The 14,434-nt window shown below is 72.8% G+C and carries 17 protein-coding genes; 7 read left to right on the top strand and 10 right to left on the bottom strand.

Annotated features, from left to right (window positions below; translation table 11 throughout):
- Positions 1-285 precede the first annotated feature (285 nt).
- The 3 genes from Saso_RS37280 to Saso_RS37270 all read left to right on the top strand — a co-directional run bounded on the left by Saso_RS37280 (position 286) and on the right by Saso_RS37270 (position 5,022).
- Positions 286-1,755 (top strand): MFS transporter, encoded by a 1,470-nt coding sequence (locus tag Saso_RS37280; RefSeq protein ID WP_189927207.1) that lies wholly within the window; start codon positions 286-288, stop codon positions 1,753-1,755.
- Positions 1,756-1,949: 194 nt separating this feature from the next.
- Positions 1,950-3,923 (top strand): 2-oxoacid:acceptor oxidoreductase subunit alpha, encoded by a 1,974-nt coding sequence (locus tag Saso_RS37275; protein ID WP_189927206.1) that lies wholly within the window; start codon positions 1,950-1,952, stop codon positions 3,921-3,923.
- Positions 3,916-5,022 (top strand): 2-oxoacid:ferredoxin oxidoreductase subunit beta, encoded by a 1,107-nt coding sequence (locus Saso_RS37270; RefSeq protein WP_189927205.1) that lies wholly within the window; start codon positions 3,916-3,918, stop codon positions 5,020-5,022. The genes Saso_RS37275 and Saso_RS37270 overlap by 8 nt, the downstream gene beginning before the upstream one ends.
- Positions 5,023-5,107: 85 nt before the next feature.
- Here the strand turns inward: Saso_RS37270 and Saso_RS37265 are convergent, their stop codons facing one another.
- Positions 5,108-5,332: a hypothetical protein gene (locus tag Saso_RS37265; RefSeq protein ID WP_189927204.1), complete on the bottom strand. Its 225-nt coding sequence runs from the start codon at positions 5,330-5,332 to the stop codon at positions 5,108-5,110.
- The gene (locus tag Saso_RS37260) at positions 5,296-5,595 is read right to left on the bottom strand and encodes a hypothetical protein (protein WP_189927203.1); all 300 of its coding nucleotides are present in this window, start codon (positions 5,593-5,595) and stop codon (positions 5,296-5,298) included. Before Saso_RS37260 ends, Saso_RS37265 begins: the two co-directional genes overlap by 37 nt.
- A 274-nt stretch (positions 5,596-5,869) precedes the next feature.
- Between Saso_RS37260 and Saso_RS37255 the strand changes: the two genes are divergently transcribed.
- Complete coding sequence (locus Saso_RS37255; RefSeq protein ID WP_229901511.1) at positions 5,870-6,292, top strand: hypothetical protein; 423 nt, start codon at positions 5,870-5,872, stop codon at positions 6,290-6,292.
- Positions 6,293-6,354: 62 nt separating this feature from the next.
- On the opposite strand, the gene Saso_RS37250 is transcribed toward Saso_RS37255, so the two are convergent.
- The gene (locus Saso_RS37250) at positions 6,355-6,735 is read right to left on the bottom strand and encodes a hypothetical protein (protein ID WP_189927202.1); all 381 of its coding nucleotides are present in this window, start codon (positions 6,733-6,735) and stop codon (positions 6,355-6,357) included.
- Positions 6,736-6,786: 51 nt separating this feature from the next.
- On the bottom strand, positions 6,787-7,548 hold the full coding sequence (locus tag Saso_RS37245; RefSeq protein WP_189927201.1) for a DeoR/GlpR family DNA-binding transcription regulator: 762 nt from the start codon (positions 7,546-7,548) through the stop codon (positions 6,787-6,789).
- Positions 7,549-7,637: 89 nt separating this feature from the next.
- Between Saso_RS37245 and Saso_RS37240 the strand changes: the two genes are divergently transcribed.
- Positions 7,638-8,873 (top strand): MFS transporter, encoded by a 1,236-nt coding sequence (locus Saso_RS37240; RefSeq protein ID WP_189927200.1) that lies wholly within the window; start codon positions 7,638-7,640, stop codon positions 8,871-8,873.
- A 77-nt stretch (positions 8,874-8,950) separates the two neighbouring features.
- Here Saso_RS37240 and Saso_RS37235 read toward each other — a convergent pair whose 3' ends face one another.
- From Saso_RS37235 to Saso_RS37225, 3 genes are all read right to left on the bottom strand, one after another.
- Positions 8,951-9,598: a dihydrofolate reductase family protein gene (locus Saso_RS37235; protein ID WP_189927199.1), complete on the bottom strand. Its 648-nt coding sequence runs from the start codon at positions 9,596-9,598 to the stop codon at positions 8,951-8,953.
- Positions 9,599-9,975: 377 nt separating this feature from the next.
- Positions 9,976-10,260 (bottom strand): adenylyltransferase/cytidyltransferase family protein, encoded by a 285-nt coding sequence (locus Saso_RS37230; protein ID WP_189927198.1) that lies wholly within the window; start codon positions 10,258-10,260, stop codon positions 9,976-9,978.
- Positions 10,261-10,336: 76 nt separating this feature from the next.
- Positions 10,337-10,858 carry a hypothetical protein gene (locus Saso_RS37225; protein ID WP_189927197.1) on the bottom strand — a complete coding sequence of 174 codons (522 nt, stop codon included), beginning with the start codon at positions 10,856-10,858 and terminating at the stop codon, positions 10,337-10,339.
- 266 nt (positions 10,859-11,124) lie between these two features.
- On the opposite strand from Saso_RS37225, the gene Saso_RS37220 reads away from it, so the two are divergent.
- Positions 11,125-11,280, top strand: coding sequence for a DUF6131 family protein (locus Saso_RS37220; protein WP_189927196.1), 156 nt, complete (start codon positions 11,125-11,127; stop codon positions 11,278-11,280).
- Here the strand turns inward: Saso_RS37220 and Saso_RS37215 are convergent.
- Positions 11,271-11,846 carry a DUF3291 domain-containing protein gene (locus tag Saso_RS37215; protein WP_189927195.1) on the bottom strand — a complete coding sequence of 192 codons (576 nt, stop codon included), beginning with the start codon at positions 11,844-11,846 and terminating at the stop codon, positions 11,271-11,273. The two genes, Saso_RS37220 and Saso_RS37215, sit on opposite strands and share 10 nt — an antisense overlap.
- Before the next feature lie 300 nt (positions 11,847-12,146).
- Positions 12,147-12,755: a helix-turn-helix domain-containing protein gene (locus Saso_RS37210; protein ID WP_189927194.1), complete on the bottom strand. Its 609-nt coding sequence runs from the start codon at positions 12,753-12,755 to the stop codon at positions 12,147-12,149.
- Positions 12,756-12,896: 141 nt separating this feature from the next.
- On the opposite strand from Saso_RS37210, the gene Saso_RS37205 reads away from it, so the two are divergent.
- Positions 12,897-13,898 carry an alpha/beta hydrolase gene (locus Saso_RS37205; protein ID WP_189927193.1) on the top strand — a complete coding sequence of 334 codons (1,002 nt, stop codon included), beginning with the start codon at positions 12,897-12,899 and terminating at the stop codon, positions 13,896-13,898.
- Here Saso_RS37205 and tpg read toward each other — a convergent pair.
- A complete protein-coding gene (tpg, locus tag Saso_RS37200; RefSeq protein ID WP_189927192.1) occupies positions 13,877-14,431 on the bottom strand; it encodes a telomere-protecting terminal protein Tpg in 555 nt (184 codons plus the stop codon). The two genes, Saso_RS37205 and tpg, sit on opposite strands and share 22 nt — an antisense overlap.
- Between the last annotated feature and the right edge of the window lie 3 nt (positions 14,432-14,434).

Below are 14,434 nucleotides of genomic sequence, written 5' to 3'. Positions count from 1 at the left end.
GCGCCCGGGCCTGTGCAAGTGAGGACCGTCCGCACTTGCACAACCACCCCGGCGGACACCGGGAGGTGCCTAGGGGCGCCGGGGGTGCCGGGGGTGCTGGGGTGCTGGGGACGCCGGGGGTGCGGGGCGGAGCCCCAACTGCGCCGCGGCGTTGTGCAGTTGACCGGCCGTACTTCCGTGCCCCAGATTTACATACCTTCGCGAAGGGATTATCTTTGGTGTGGAACCAGTGGAACCCACCTCGGGCGGCCACGCCCCGCTCACCCCGAAGGAAGAAGCCACCCCATGGCCACCTCAGACTCCCGATCGCCACGGTGGGCCGGGTACACACTCGCCCTGCTGGCGTTCACCCAGTTCATCGTCACCATCGACTACAACATCGTCTATGTGGCGCTGCCGGACATCGGCAGCCAGCTCGGCTTCTCCGCGCAGTCGTTGCAGTGGGTCGTCAGCGCCTACGCCGTCGCGCTCGGCGGACTGCTGCTGTTCGGAGGCCGCGCAGCCGACCGCATCGGCCCGCGGCGCATGCTGGTCACCGGTCTGACCATCTACGCCCTGTCCTCGCTCACCGGCGGACTCGCACAGAACGCCGGGCTCCTGGTGGCCGCCCGCGCGCTCCAGGGTGTGGGCGGCGCGCTGCTGACGCCGGCGACGCTGATGCTCGTCTTCACCACGTTCGCCCCCGGCCCCGAACGCAACCGGGCCACCTCCGTCTGGGGCGCCGTGGGCAGCGCGGGCCTGGCGGCGGGCTCCCTGTTCGGCGGAGTGCTGACCAGCGCCTTCGGCTGGAGCTGGGTCTTCTACGTCAACGTCCCGCTCGCCCTGATCGCGGCGTTCGCCGCCACCCGGATCCTGCCGCCCGACCGCCCGCTCGGCACCGGCCGCAGCTTCGACGCCGTCGGAGCCGTCGTCGCCACCATCGGTTCGACGCTCCTGGTGTTCGGCCTGGTCAGCGGCCCCTCCAAGGGCTGGGGCTCGACCGAGGGCGCCGGCGCCCTGGCGGTCGGCGCACTGCTGCTGGCGGTCTTCGTGCTGATCGAGAAGCGTTCCGCCGACCCGCTGGTGCCGCTGAAGCTGTTCCGCCTGCGCGGCCTGAACGTCCCCATGCTCGCGCTGATCGTCTTCCAGGCGTCCCTGGGCGGAACGTACTACCTGCTCACCACCTACCTCCAGACCGTCCTCGACTACAGCCCGTTCGCCGCCGGGATCGCGTTCCTGCCGCCCACCGTGATCTGCATGGCGGTGGCGATGAAGCTCAACGCCCGCGTGCTGGGGCTGCTCGGGGTCCGTACGACGCTCTTCCTCGGCACGGTCGGCACCGCCGTCGGACTTGCCGCGATCATCGCCGGCATGTCCACGAACGGCTCCTACTGGGCACTGGTGCCGGGCATCGCGATCTGGGGCGCGGGCGGCGGCTTCGCCTTCCCGTCGCTCTTCGTCGCGGTGGCCTCCTCGGGCGTCGAACCCGCCCAGCAGGGCGTCGCCTCGGCGCTCGCCTCCACCTGCCGTCAGATCGGCGGCGCCCTCGGCCTCGCCGCCCTGGTCGCGGTCGCCAACTCCCACGCCGGCCACGACCCCGACCCCCACGCGCTGGTCGGCGGGCTCCGGACGGCGGGGTGGGTCGCCGCCGCAGGCACCCTCGCCGGCGCGCTCATCGGACTCGGCCTGAAGAAGCAGCCCCGGCCGGCCCCCGAGGCTTCCCCCGCCCCGGCGCCGGGAGCGGAGGTCACCGAAGCCGCCCCGCAGGCGGGCTGACACCCCCTCGACACCCGCCGGCACGCGGCAAGCAGGACCCGGGCGCACCCCTCCGGCGCCCCGCACCCCCGGGCGGCCCGCACTCGCAGGTACGGGCCGCCCGGGCCCCTGACCCCTTGAAAACCCCGATCCCGGCACCGGCACCCGGAACAGGGCGGCCGCCGTTCGCATCAAGGACCGACAGGAGCTTTCCGATGCTCGTCCGGACCAGCCCGCCCGCCGAAGCCGGGCCCGCAGCCGAAGCGGCCACCGCCGAGACCGAGTCCGCCGCCGCCTCCGCCGAGACCGAATCCGCCGGCAAGGAGGTCCGCCGGCTGGACCAGGTGGTCATCCGGTTCGCGGGCGACTCCGGGGACGGCATGCAGCTCACCGGCGACCGCTTCACCTCCGAGACCGCCTCGTTCGGCAACGACCTGTCCACGCTGCCGAACTTCCCCGCGGAGATCCGGGCACCGGCCGGCACCCTCCCCGGCGTCTCCTCCTTCCAGCTGCACTTCGCCGACCACGACATCCTCACGCCGGGCGACGCGCCGGACGTCCTGGTCGCGATGAACCCGGCCGCCCTGAAGGCGAACCTGGCGGACGTGCCGCGCGGCGCGCAGATCATCGTCAACACCGACGAGTTCACCCCGCGCGCGCTCACCAGGGCCGGATACCGGACGGACCCGCTCGACGACGGCTCCCTGGACGGCCACAGCGTCCACCCGGTACCGCTGGGGACCCTCACGGTGGAGGCGCTGAAGGAGTTCGGCCTGTCCCGCAAGGACGCCGACCGGTCCAAGAACATGTTCGCGCTGGGCCTGCTGTCGTGGATGTACCACCGGCCCACCCAGGGCACGGAAGCCTTCCTGCGGACCAAGTTCGCCCGCAGGCCCGGCATCGCCGAGGCGAACATCGCCGCCTTCCGCGCGGGCTGGAACTTCGGCGAGACCACCGAGGACTTCGCCGTCTCCTACGAGGTCGCCCCGGCCACCGAGGCGTTCCCGCCGGGCACCTACCGCTCGGTCTCCGGCAATCTGGCACTGTCGTACGGGCTCGTGGCCGCCGCCCGGCAGGCCGGACTCCCGCTGTTCCTCGGCTCGTACCCGATCACCCCGGCCTCCGACATCCTGCACGAGCTGTCCCGGCACAAGAACTTCGGCGTACGGACCTTCCAGGCCGAGGACGAGATCGCCGGCATCGGCGCCGCGCTGGGCGCCGCCTTCGGCGGCTCCCTGGGCGTGACGACGACCTCGGGCCCCGGCGTCGCGCTGAAATCGGAAGCCATCGGCCTGGCCGTCTCCCTCGAACTGCCCCTGCTGGTCGTCGACATCCAGCGCGGCGGCCCGTCGACCGGCCTGCCCACCAAGACCGAACAGGCGGACCTGCTCCAGGCGATGTTCGGCCGCAACGGCGAGGCGCCGGTGCCGGTGATCGCCCCGGCCACCCCGTCGGACTGCTTCACCGCCGCACTGGACGCCGCCCGCATCGCCCTGACCTACCGCACCCCCGTCCTGCTGCTCTCCGACGGCTACCTCGCCAACGGCACCGAACCCTGGCGGATCCCGCAGACCGGCGAACTCCCGGACCTGCGCGTGCGGTTCGCCTCCGGACCCAACCACACCCTGGACGACGGCACCGAGGTCTTCTGGCCCTACAAGCGCGACCCACGCACCCTGGCCCGGCCCTGGGCGATCCCCGGCACTCCCGGTCTCGAGCACCGCATCGGCGGCATCGAGAAGGCCGACGGCTCGGGCGACATCTCCTACGACCCCGCCAACCACGACCTCATGGTCCGCACCCGGCAGGCCAAGATCGACGGCATCGACGTCCCCGACCTCGAAGCCGACGACCCGGGTGCCGCCGACGGAGACGGCGCCAGGCTCCTCGTCCTGGGCTGGGGTTCCACCTACGGCCCCGTCACCGCCGCCGTCCGCCGCGTCCGTGCCGCAGGCCACAAGATCGCCCAGGCCCACCTGCGGCACATCAACCCCTTCCCCGCCAACCTCGGCGAGCTCCTCACCGCCTACGACCAGGTGATCGTCCCCGAGATGAACCTCGGCCAGCTCGCCCTGCTCGTCCGCGCCCGCTACCTGGTCGACGCCCGCTCCCACACGCAGGTCAACGGCATGCCTTTCAAGGCCGAGGAGCTGGCCCACGCCTTCGAGGAGGCCATCCGCCATGCCTGACACCGTCACGCAGGCCCCGCCGCCCGCCGCGCTCTCCCTGGTGCCGAAGTCCGCCACCCGGCAGATCATGAAGGACTTCAAGTCCGACCAGGAAGTGCGCTGGTGCCCCGGCTGCGGCGACTACGCCGTCCTCGCCGCCGTCCAGGGCTTCATGCCGGAGCTGGGCCTGGCCAGGGAGAACATCGTCTTCGTGTCGGGCATCGGCTGCTCGTCGCGCTTCCCGTACTACATGAACACCTACGGCATGCACTCCATCCACGGCCGCGCCCCCGCCATCGCCACCGGCCTGGCCGCCTCACGGCGGGACCTGAGCGTGTGGGTGGTCACCGGCGACGGCGACGCGCTGTCCATCGGCGGCAACCACCTCATCCACGCCCTGCGCCGCAACGTCAACCTCAAGATCCTGCTCTTCAACAACCGGATCTACGGCCTGACCAAGGGCCAGTACTCGCCCACCTCCGAGACCGGCAAGATCACCAAGTCGACGCCGATGGGCTCCCTCGACACCCCCTTCAACCCGGTCTCCCTCGCCCTGGGCGCCGAGGCCTCCTTCGTCGCCCGCACCGTCGACTCCGACCGCAGGCACCTCACCGACGTCCTGCGGCAGGCCGCCGCCCACCCCGGCACCGCCCTGGTGGAGATCTACCAGAACTGCAACATCTTCAACGACGGCGCTTTCGACGCCCTCAAGGACAAGGAACGGGCCCAGCAGGCCGTCATCCGCCTCGAACACGGCGAGCCGATCCGCTTCGGCACACCCGGCGCGGACGGCAAGGGCGCCAGGGGAGTCGTGCGCGACCCCGCCACCGGAGACCTTGAGATTGTCGACGTCACCCCGCACAACGCAGCGCGGATCCTGCTCCACGACGCCCGTGCGGCGTCCCCGGCCACCGCCTTCGCGCTGTCCCGCCTCGCCGACCCGGACACCCTGCACCACACCCCCATCGGCGTACTGCGCTCGGTCGAACGCCCGGTCTACGACACCGAGATGGCCGCCCAGCTCGACACCGCCGTCGCCCAGCAGGGCACCGGCGACCTCGCCGCCCTCCTCACCGGCTCCGACACCTGGACCGTGGCCCCGGTCGGCTACCGCCCCTGATGCCCAGTCAGCACCGTTCCCCGGACGGCAGGTTGCCCCGGACCGGTCCGGCGAGATCGGGGTCGGTCCGGTGAGCCAGGTGCGATCAGAACAGCTCCTCCTGCTCCATGGCACCGGTGCGGCCGCCCCCGGCGCGCCGCACCGGCCGCCGCGCGGGCGGCTCCTTGCCGAAGAGCGGGACCGTGCCGTACTCGTCGGGTTCGGCCGGCACCGCGGCGGCCCCCGCCGCCACGTTCAGACGCAGCGGGACGTCCTGGTCGAAGTCGGCCGGCGTCATCGCCAGCCACTCACCGCCCTGACCCTCACCCATCGACACTCCTCCACCCTCGCACCTGCCCCACTCCTGCCCCCACCCCACACCACCCACGCCCGGCCGACGATCACCGCGGCGCCAGGAACAAAGCCGGGACGGTGCGCGTCGCTCTCCAGCCGTTTCGCGAACGCGGCCCGGGTCTCCTCGCGGTCGCGGTGTTCCCAGGGAGGGGCGGTGAAGACCTCCGCGTACGCCTCCGCGAGTTCGTCGGCCACGGTGAGGATGCCCCGGTCGAAGTACCGCATGAGGAGTGACCCCATCGGTGGACGCGGGGCGAGGAGAGAGGGCCGGGGAGGAGACGGCCCCCTGCTCCTAAGTGAGTGTCAGGTCCATCATGGCTGTTCGGGGGCGGTTTCGGTAGGACACAGCGCACGTGCTTTCAGCCTTGTGAGCGCTTGTGCCCCGCGTCAGACTCGTCGTCATCCACTCTCCGGCCGACGTGCCGGCAGCCCTGATCGGCTGCCGGCGCGCTCGTCGTGCTGTCTCGCCGTGTGACAGGCACCGGGCCGGGGGTGGCGCGACGAAGGGGGAACGATGGATCAGGACATGGTCGTACAGGCGAGGGTCAGGCTGCTCAGCGCCAACCGGCGCGTGGTGCGCGGGGCGGAAGGGCTGTGGATCTACCGCCTTCTGACACAGGTCGAGCCGGAGATCTACGGGTCGAAGCTGGCCTACGTCCTGGTGGAGGCGAGCGCCTCGCCCCTGGTGCGGGAGCTGCCCGAGCAGCGGCTGGCCCTGCTGGAGGAGGCCGTGGAGGTGGCGAAGGCCCTCGGGGCGGCGAACCCCTTCCGGGCGAAGATGCTGGCGAGGGCCCTGGCCGCCCGGCAACGGGAGCTGGAGGGCCGCCCGGCGCAGCGGCCCGTGTCCGGCGACGGGGGAGAGCACCGGGCGGTCCTGCGGGGCCCGGACTCTCCCGCGCCGGCCCCTGCGGCCGGCCGGCAGGCACGACGGCCCTGACGTCCGCGGCGTCCGCGGCGCCCGTCGTGATGTGTGACGGGCACCGCGGGCGCCCGGGGCGTTCAGGGTCGCAGGTGGCCCGCCCGTTCCAGGGCCTTGCGGGCGGCGAGATAGCCCGCGATCCTGAAGGCCTGACGGTGGGAGCCGAACGTGTCGGCGCGGGCCCGGCGCAGCACCACCCGGGTGGCGATCACGAGACCGTGCTCGGGCAGGCGCAGCTGCTCCTCGATCCCCGTGGCGGCGGCCGCGAAGAAGAACGGCAGCTCCTCGGCGGGCTCGTGATCCACCGTCAGCCCGTTGGCCACCTCGAAGACGAAGCCTTCGGCGGCGGGCTCGAAGTCCACCTCGATCCCCGCGAAGTGCGGCGCGCAGTTCTGCTTTTGGTGCAGCACGCCGACGCCCCGGATCGGATACGGCGGGAACCGGGGCGTCGCTGGCGTCATGCCCCGAACGCTACCGCCCGCCCGCACCCCCGGCCCGTGCCCGCACGGTGATCAGGCGGTCTTGACGACGGTGCCGGCGCCCTCGAGAGCGGCCACCTCTTCGGCGGGGGCGGTGGTGTCGGTGACGAGGGTGTGCAGGAGTGCGGCGGGGACGACGTGGGCGTAGGCGGTGCGGCCGAGTTTGCCGCCGTCGGTGGCGGCGATGGTACGGCGGGCGGAGGCGATGCCCGCCTTCTTCACCGCGGCGTCGTCGAGGTCGTAGGCGGTCAGGCCGTCGGCCGCGCTCAGCCCGCAGCAGCCGATGACGGCGGTGTCGAAGCGCAGCGCGGCCAGGGAGGCGAGAGTGAGGGGGCCGGTGAGGGCTCCTTCGGCGGCGCGGGGCTGGCCGCCGGGCACCATCAGGGTGGCCGGTCCGGGCGTCTCGGCGAACAGGTGGATGGCCTGGAGGGACAGGGGCATCACGGTGACGGGCCGCTCGCGCAGCAGGCGGGCGACCTCCAGGCAGGTGGTGCCGCTGTCGAGGAGGACGGTCTCGCCGTCGGCGACGAGCGCGCAGACCTCGGCCGCGATCCGGCGCTTGGCGTCGACGGCCTCGTGGGCGCGCAGCGCGAAGGGCGGTTCCTCGCCCCGCAGCAGCAGGGTGCGCGCCCCGCCGCGGACGCGTTCGAGGACGCCCTGGGCGGCCAGGGTGTCGAGGTCGCGCCGGATGGTCATCTCCGAGGCGCCGGTCAGCCCGGCGAGCTCCTGGACCGTGGCGCCTGCGGAGTCCCTGACGGTCTTCGCGATCAGGGCGTGCCGGTCTGCGTTGCTCATACCGCGATTGAACACCACCGGAAAACAAACAAGCAATCTGTTCACTTGCCCGGCTTTCGAACAAAAAATATGTTCGTTATGGTGGCGGCATGGAACGTTCGCTTCGAGCCGCCCGTGGGGCGACCTACGTCTACTTCGTCCTGTGCGGCACCCTGATGGGCGCCTGGGTGGTGCACATCCCCGCCATCGAGGACCGCGTGGGCATCAGCCACGCCACGCTCGGCGGCCTGCTGGTGCTGCTCGGGCTCGGAGCCTTCATCGGAATGCAGGCGGCCGGCCCCCTGACCGACCGCCTCGGCGCCCGCGTCGTCGTCCCCGCCGGCGGCGTGCTCTGCGGCGCGACCCTCGTCCTGCCCGGCCTCGCCCGCGACCTGTGGACGCTCGCCGGCGCCCTGCTGGTCTTCGGGTTCTGCAACGGCTGCCTGGACGTGAGCATGAACGCCCACGCCGTGCACGTGGAGAAGGCCTACGGCCGGCCCGTCATGTCAGGCTTCCACGCCACGTTCTCCGTCGGCGGTGTCCTCGCCGCGCTCCTCGCCGCGGGCGCGGCCGGCGCCGGCCTGGACCCGGCCGCGGGCATGGCCGCCATGGGAGCCGCGGGCATCGTGATCTCCCTGGCGACGGCCCGCGCCCTGCTCCCCGCCGCCCCCGCCGAAAGCCCCGACCCCGCCCCCGGCGCCGAAAGCCCCGCCCCGGCCGGGGAGGCCGGGGCGGCACCGGCCGCCTCCAGGACGGCCGCCACCACGGGCCGGGTCTGGCTCCTGGCCGTCCTGGCGCTGATGGTCATGCTGTGCGAGGGCGCCGCCAACGACTGGAGCGCCCTGCACCTCAAGGACGTCCTGGGCGCGCCCGCCGGTACCGCCGCCTTCGCGTACGGCACCTTCGCGGCCGCCATGACCCTCGGCCGGCTGCTCGCCGACCGCTTCGTCGCCCGCTTCGGCTCCCAGGCGATCCTGCGCCACGGCGCGGCCACGGCCGCCGTCGGCATCACCCTCGTCGCCCTCGGCCCGTGGATGTGGGCCGCGTTCACCGGCTGGGCCCTGTTCGGACTGGGCCTGTCCGGCTGCGTCCCGCAGCTGTTCAGCGCGGCCGGGCACGCCGACCCCGCGGCCGCCGGCGCCAACGTCTCCCGCGTCGCCGGACTCGGCTACGTCGGCATGCTCGCCGGCCCCGCCGTCATCGGCTGGCTGACCCACCTCGTCGCCCTCAACCACGCCTTCGTCCTGCTGACCCTGCTGTGCGTGACCACCGCCGTCGGCGCCCGGGTCCTGCGCACCGACCCCGACCCCGCCCCCGAGGGCGAGATGGCGGCCGTCGCCCCCTGACCGCTTGTGCGGCACGGGCCTGACCCCGTGCCGCACAAGCACCCCTTCCCGGCCCGCCCGGCAGGTCACTCACGAGGTCATTTACGCCAGAACAGGTGGTGCGTCACGCCGCTCGGGCTGGGGACGACCTCCAGGTGGAAGCGGTCCGTCAGCTCCTCGGGCGAGTCCCACAGGCGCAGCCCGGTACCGAGCTCCACCGGCGCGACCACCACGTGCAGGGTGTCGACGAGGTCGGCGTCGAGGAACTCCCGGACGGTGCTCACGCCGCCGCCGAGCCGGACGTCCTTGCCCTGCGCGGCCTTGCGCGCCTGCGCGAGCACGTCGGCGGGCTCGCCGTCCACGAAATGGAACGTGGTGTCCGACAGCGTGAACGACGGGCGTTCGTGGTGGGTCAGGACGAACACCGGAGTGCGGAAGGGCGGCTCGTCACCCCACCAGCCGCGCCACTCGTGGTCGTTCCACGGGCCGCGCTGGGGGCCGAACTTGTTGCGGCCCATGATCTCGGCGCCGATGTTGTGGCTGAAGTCCCGGGCGAAGTAGTCGTCCAGGCCCCGGCTTCCCCCGGGCTCCGTGCGGTTGGGCCAGCTCGCCGTGGCGCCGGCCCAGAAGAAGAGCTGTCCCGGATCGACGTCGTGACCGAAGGGCCGTTCCAGACTCTGCCCCTCACCGGCGGCGACGCCGTCGCTGGAGACGGTGAAGTTCTGCACCCGCAGCAGCTGATCCATGTCTTACCTCATCAGGCTCTGTCGACTCCGTAGGGCGATGCGTCCTACATCAGGATGTCGAACGGGACCCGGCCGGATCGACAACGCCGCCCGAGTTCTTTCCGGGCGTGTCCCGTGCGGGCGTCCCGAGACCCACCGGTGCGTGCGTGGGCGGGAGGCCGGCGCCGGCGGCCCGGATCCGTGAGGGGGAGAGATGTGCCGGCCCCACTGCCCCCGGGGGGGAGGGGGGTGGGGCCGGCGTGCGCTCGAACGGCCGGGGGGATGGCATCGTGTCGAGCTCCTACTCGCCTGCTGCCCCCGGCCGGGAGGTGTATGCACGTTCTTCCCGCACTTCTTCTCCGGCCGCCGGCGCGGGCCCGCTCACGTCGTCATTTTCGTCACCCGGGGGCGCGCTCCTGTCGCCCCATCGCGGTGACGAGGGTGGAGGAGATGTGGGCCAGGGCGGGGTCGGCGGCGAGGAAGAACGTCTCGACCCCGGCCAGCTCGTGGTTCATACGGGCCATCGGCATCTCGTAGTCCAGGTCGCGGACCCCGCGGACCCCGCGCACGACGACGTCGATGCCGGCCCGGCGGCAGTAGTCGAACAGCAGGGCAGCGCGCCGCAGGATGTCCTGGTGCCCCTGGGTGATCGGGTCGAAGGACCCCGGGAAGAGGGCTCGCATGATCGGGAAGAGTAACAAGCGGCCGCCGGCACGGAATCCTGATCCACCCGTGAAGGACCGGACACCGGACGGCACTTCACGGGTGAGTGTCGTCCAGGGCTGCCGCGGCGGCGTCGACGAAGGGCGTGATCAGCCGGATGTAGGCGCGCAGCGTCTCCTGGAACTCGCGGCGGTTGTCCCGGCCGGCGTTCTCGGCCATGGCGGCCAGGGCGGTGGCCAGGGTGCCCGACATGATCAGCAGGTTCGACGCGGTGACCTGGACCGTGGAGGGGCCTTCCAGGTCGATCAGCGTCACCGCCCGGCGCAGCTGCTGATGCCGCTCGCGATGGGCGGCCAGCGCGGCCGCGGACTCGCCGGGGGAGAGGCCGTCGACGCCCCGCAGCCCGTCGGCCACCACCTGGGCCTGCTCGATGAGCCCCAGGTAGGCGCCGCGCCGGGTCTGACGGATGCTCTCGCGGCGCTGCGCCTCAGTGCTGGCGTCGACCTGGACCCGTGCGGCACGGGTGGTGCCCCTGCTGGTCAGCCAGCTCGCCAGGGAACTGGCCGCGATCGCCGTCGCACCCGTGAGACCGGCGACGAACAGCGAGTGGTCGGACATGCCCGGGAGTCTGTCCGAGACGGCCCACGGCAGCCACCGCTTCCTCCCCGGCAGCCGATGTTGTCCGCTCGGGCCCCGGAACACGCATCGAACACGATCACCGCAACGGCGGGGCCTGAACGCCGATGAGCGGTACGTGATCCCCAACCCTCCCGCGGCCTTGCGCCCGGCCTCGTTCGCGACGCCGCAGAAACGGGTACTCGGAGCCCGCACATCCCACCCGGCCGCTCACGGGGGAGCGGCCGCCACCCCTCAAGGAGGACACCGTGATCATCCTGGGTGTCATTCTGCTCGTCATCGGTCTCGTCACCGGCATCGCCGCCCTGTGGACCATCGGGATCATCCTGCTGGCCGTCGGAGCCGTCCTGTGGATCCTCGGCGCCATGGGACACGCCGTCGCCGGACACCGCCACTACTGGTGATCGGATCCCGGCCGAAGGCGTCCTGAAGACGGCCCGGTGCCTTTGACGCCGGCCGGGGTGCCGTCCGGGGCGAACGCGTCGTGGAAGGTGAAGGCGTGCGGCGCGCGGCCGTGCTCGTGGAGGTGCTCCAGCCGGGACACCCCGTCCTGCCAGGTGGGTGTCACCTCGTCAAAGACCCACCAGGACACGTGATTGGGGTGCCCCGTCCTCTCGAACCAGTCGTAGCGCCGGTTCAGCGCCTCACGGTGCACACCGGCGTAGACGGCGTCGAAGGCGGGGCGCAGCCCGGTCCACAGGGAGAGCGTCGCGGCCAGCGCGGTGGTCCCGGGCGTGCGGCCCTTGCCGTACCAGGCCGGTACGGCGAACTCCCCCCAGGCGCCCCAGTCCGCCCCGAAGAGCACGCCCTGCGCACCGCCCGCCGCTTCCGCGTGCGCGAGGTAGCCGGGCCGCCGGCCGATCTCCGGGTAGACGGCCCCACCAACGTCGTAGAACTCGCGCATGAGGGGCGTGGGATCGGCGAGAGGCGTCTTCAGGACGCCGAACGTGTACAGCGCAAGTCGGGGCATGCGTCGTCTCTCCCTGGTCGGGGTGTCTGGTGCGGACCCGGTCCGACGGCTCGGCACACGGCGCACGAGGAGCCGCCGGGCACGACCGACTCGCTACGGCGCGCGGGCGGCCCGGCCTGAAGCAACTCCTGTGCGCCAGCGGGCGATCGCCGAGAACCAGGCGAAGGTAACCGCCCCGGCGCCCCCTGTCGAAGTTGCGTTTTCCCCGCCCCCATGGCCCCCGCAGCCCGCACCGGACACGCCCTCGCACCGGACACGGCTCACCATTGCCGCTGAGGGTTCAGCACCCTTTCTGCTCTGTCACCGGTGCGCGACCGGCGGCTGGAGGGTCCGCTGCCGTAGACGTTCTCCTTGAGGCCCGAACATGATCAGGTACTCGACCGGTCCGGTGGATCCGGCGTTCGCGACCCCGTGGGGGATGCGGGTGTCGAACTCGACGACGTCCCTGGCCGTCAGGACGAGATCCTGGTCGCCGAGTGCGACCCACAACCGCCCGTACAGGACGCACAGCCACTCGTAGCCCTCGTGGGACACCTGGCGGGGCCGCCCGGACGGCCCCGCGACGGCGGGCAGCACGTGTTTGTGGGCGTGCAGGCCGCCGACGTACCGGGTCAGCGGCAGCACCGCCTTGTCGTCGCCGAAGCTGTGCGGCGCCGCGCCGCGGGGCTCGGCCTCGGGCGCGGGTGCGGTGCCGGCCAGCTCGTCCAGGGAGACGCCGTATTCCTTCGCCAGGTGCAGCACCACCTCCAGGGTGGGCTTGCGCCGGCCGGTCTCGATCCGCGACAGCGTGCTGGGCGAGATGCCGGTCGCGCCGCTGACAGCGGCCAGTGTGACGCCACGGCGCTCGCGCACGTCCCGCAGCCGGGGCCCCATCGCCGCCAGCGTCCGGGTCACGTCGTCACCCGCCATCGTCCCCGTTCCTTCCCGCCGTGCCGCATCACCGCCCTGTCCTGCAACCTTGCCAGAACGGCAACGCCGATCGCGCCGAACGGCCGCGACGCCGCATGATCGACGGGTCCCCGCCACCCCCGAACCGAGGAGAGGTCCTCCATGCGATCGCGATCCGAGCCGGCCACCGCACTCCGCCACCGCACCGTCCGGACCCCGGCCGGACGCCTGCACCTGGCAGAGCAGGGCACCGGCCCGCTGGTCCTGCTCGTGCACGGCTTCCCCGAGTCCTGGTACTCCTGGCGCCACCAGCTCCCGGCTCTCGCCGCAGCCGGGTACCGGGCAGCGGCGATCGACGTACGCGGCTACGGCCGCTCCTCCAGGCCCGCCGCGACCGACGCCTACCGCATGCTCGACCTGGTGGAGGACAACGTCGCCGTCGTGCGCGCCCTCGGCGAGGAGAGCGCGGTGATCGTCGGCCACGACTGGGGCTCCAACATCGCCGCCGCCTCCGCCCTGCTCCACCCCGGCGTCTTCCGCGCGACCGGCTTGCTGAGCGTCCCGTACGCGCCGCCCGGCGGCCCCCGCCCCACCGACGTCCTCGGCCGGCTCGGCGGCCCCGAGCAGGAGTTCTACGTCTCCTACTTCCAGGAGTCCGGCCGCGCCGAGGCCGAGATCGAGCCCGACGTCCGCGGCTGGCTCGCGGGCTTCTACGCGGCCCTGTCCGCCGACACCATGCCCGCCCGGGGCGAGCCCGACCCGCACTTCGTCGCCCGGGGCGGCCGGCTGCGCGACCGCTTCCCCGCCGGCCCGCTCCCGGCATGGCTGAGCGAGGAGGACCTCGACGTCTACGCCGGGGAGTTCGAGCGCACCGGCCTGACCGGCGCCCTCAACCGCTACCGCAACATGGACCGCGACTGGGAAGACCTCGCCCCGCACCGCGGAGCCCCGATCGAGCAGCCGTCCCTGTTCATCGGCGGCGCCCTGGACGCCTCCACCCTCTGGATGTCCGACGCCATCGACGCCTACCCCACCACCCTCCCCGGCCTGTCGGCCTCCCACCTCCTGGAAGACTGCGGCCACTGGATCCAGCAGGAACGCCCCGACGAGGTCAACGGCCTGCTGACCGACTGGCTCGCCGCTCAGAAGCTGACGTCGATGTAGTCGATGTCGTTGAGTTCGACTTCGAGGTGGTCGGCACGGCGGCCGCCGTCCTTGAAGTAGATCTCCTGAAGCCCCTCGGCGACGATCGCGCGCAGCTCCGCGTCACCGGCGCCGTCGCGCTGGGCGTCGAAGAGCCTGCCCGCGTAGGCCGGGGGGAGGTGGACGGTCAGACGGCGCAGGCGTCCGTCGTCGGTGGAGCCGGCGGGGGCGCTGTAGCCGAAGCGGGCGCGGGTCTCGACGGTGATCCCGCCGGCCGTGGCGGCCTGCTTGCGCGCCCGGCTGCGCACCCGCGGCTGCCAGTGGGCGCGCACGGCCGCGTCGATGCGGGCGGCGATGTCCGCGGGCGGATGCTTGCGCTCGCCCTTGAGGTAGCGCTCCACCGACCGCCGGCTGACGCCCACCTCCGCCGCCACGGCCCGCGTACTGCCCAGCCGGCGCGTCAGGAAGCCGATCCGCGCTCTGACGCTCTTGGGCGGCTCCCGGGTGAACGCCTCCTGCCCGGCGCGTTCGAGGGCTTCGTCGATGTCTCCCACGCC

Origin of the sequence: Streptomyces asoensis, from assembly GCF_016860545.1 — a bacterium.
Lineage (GTDB): Bacteria > Actinomycetota > Actinomycetes > Streptomycetales > Streptomycetaceae > Streptomyces > Streptomyces asoensis.
The sequence above is the reverse complement of the archived record's forward strand: the minus strand, read 5'-3'. Positions and strand labels throughout refer to the sequence as shown.

What these genes read in the sequence shown, in the direction of transcription:
- Saso_RS37280 (WP_189927207.1), top strand. Translation starts at nt 286, where the DNA reads ATGGCCACCTCAGACTCCCGATCGCCACGGTGGGCCGGGTACACACTC.
- Saso_RS37275 (WP_189927206.1), top strand. Translation starts at nt 1,950, where the DNA reads ATGCTCGTCCGGACCAGCCCGCCCGCCGAAGCCGGGCCCGCAGCCGAA.
- Saso_RS37270 (WP_189927205.1), top strand. Translation starts at nt 3,916, where the DNA reads ATGCCTGACACCGTCACGCAGGCCCCGCCGCCCGCCGCGCTCTCCCTG.
- Saso_RS37265 (WP_189927204.1), bottom strand. Translation starts at nt 5,332, where the DNA reads ATGGGTGAGGGTCAGGGCGGTGAGTGGCTGGCGATGACGCCGGCCGAC.
- Saso_RS37260 (WP_189927203.1), bottom strand. Translation starts at nt 5,595, where the DNA reads ATGGGGTCACTCCTCATGCGGTACTTCGACCGGGGCATCCTCACCGTG.
- Saso_RS37255 (WP_229901511.1), top strand. Translation starts at nt 5,870, where the DNA reads ATGGATCAGGACATGGTCGTACAGGCGAGGGTCAGGCTGCTCAGCGCC.
- Saso_RS37250 (WP_189927202.1), bottom strand. Translation starts at nt 6,735, where the DNA reads ATGACGCCAGCGACGCCCCGGTTCCCGCCGTATCCGATCCGGGGCGTC.
- Saso_RS37245 (WP_189927201.1), bottom strand. Translation starts at nt 7,548, where the DNA reads ATGAGCAACGCAGACCGGCACGCCCTGATCGCGAAGACCGTCAGGGAC.
- Saso_RS37240 (WP_189927200.1), top strand. Translation starts at nt 7,638, where the DNA reads ATGGAACGTTCGCTTCGAGCCGCCCGTGGGGCGACCTACGTCTACTTC.
- Saso_RS37235 (WP_189927199.1), bottom strand. Translation starts at nt 9,598, where the DNA reads ATGGATCAGCTGCTGCGGGTGCAGAACTTCACCGTCTCCAGCGACGGC.
- Saso_RS37230 (WP_189927198.1), bottom strand. Translation starts at nt 10,260, where the DNA reads ATGCGAGCCCTCTTCCCGGGGTCCTTCGACCCGATCACCCAGGGGCAC.
- Saso_RS37225 (WP_189927197.1), bottom strand. Translation starts at nt 10,858, where the DNA reads ATGTCCGACCACTCGCTGTTCGTCGCCGGTCTCACGGGTGCGACGGCG.
- Saso_RS37215 (WP_189927195.1), bottom strand. Translation starts at nt 11,846, where the DNA reads ATGCCCCGACTTGCGCTGTACACGTTCGGCGTCCTGAAGACGCCTCTC.
- Saso_RS37210 (WP_189927194.1), bottom strand. Translation starts at nt 12,755, where the DNA reads ATGGCGGGTGACGACGTGACCCGGACGCTGGCGGCGATGGGGCCCCGG.
- Saso_RS37205 (WP_189927193.1), top strand. Translation starts at nt 12,897, where the DNA reads ATGCGATCGCGATCCGAGCCGGCCACCGCACTCCGCCACCGCACCGTC.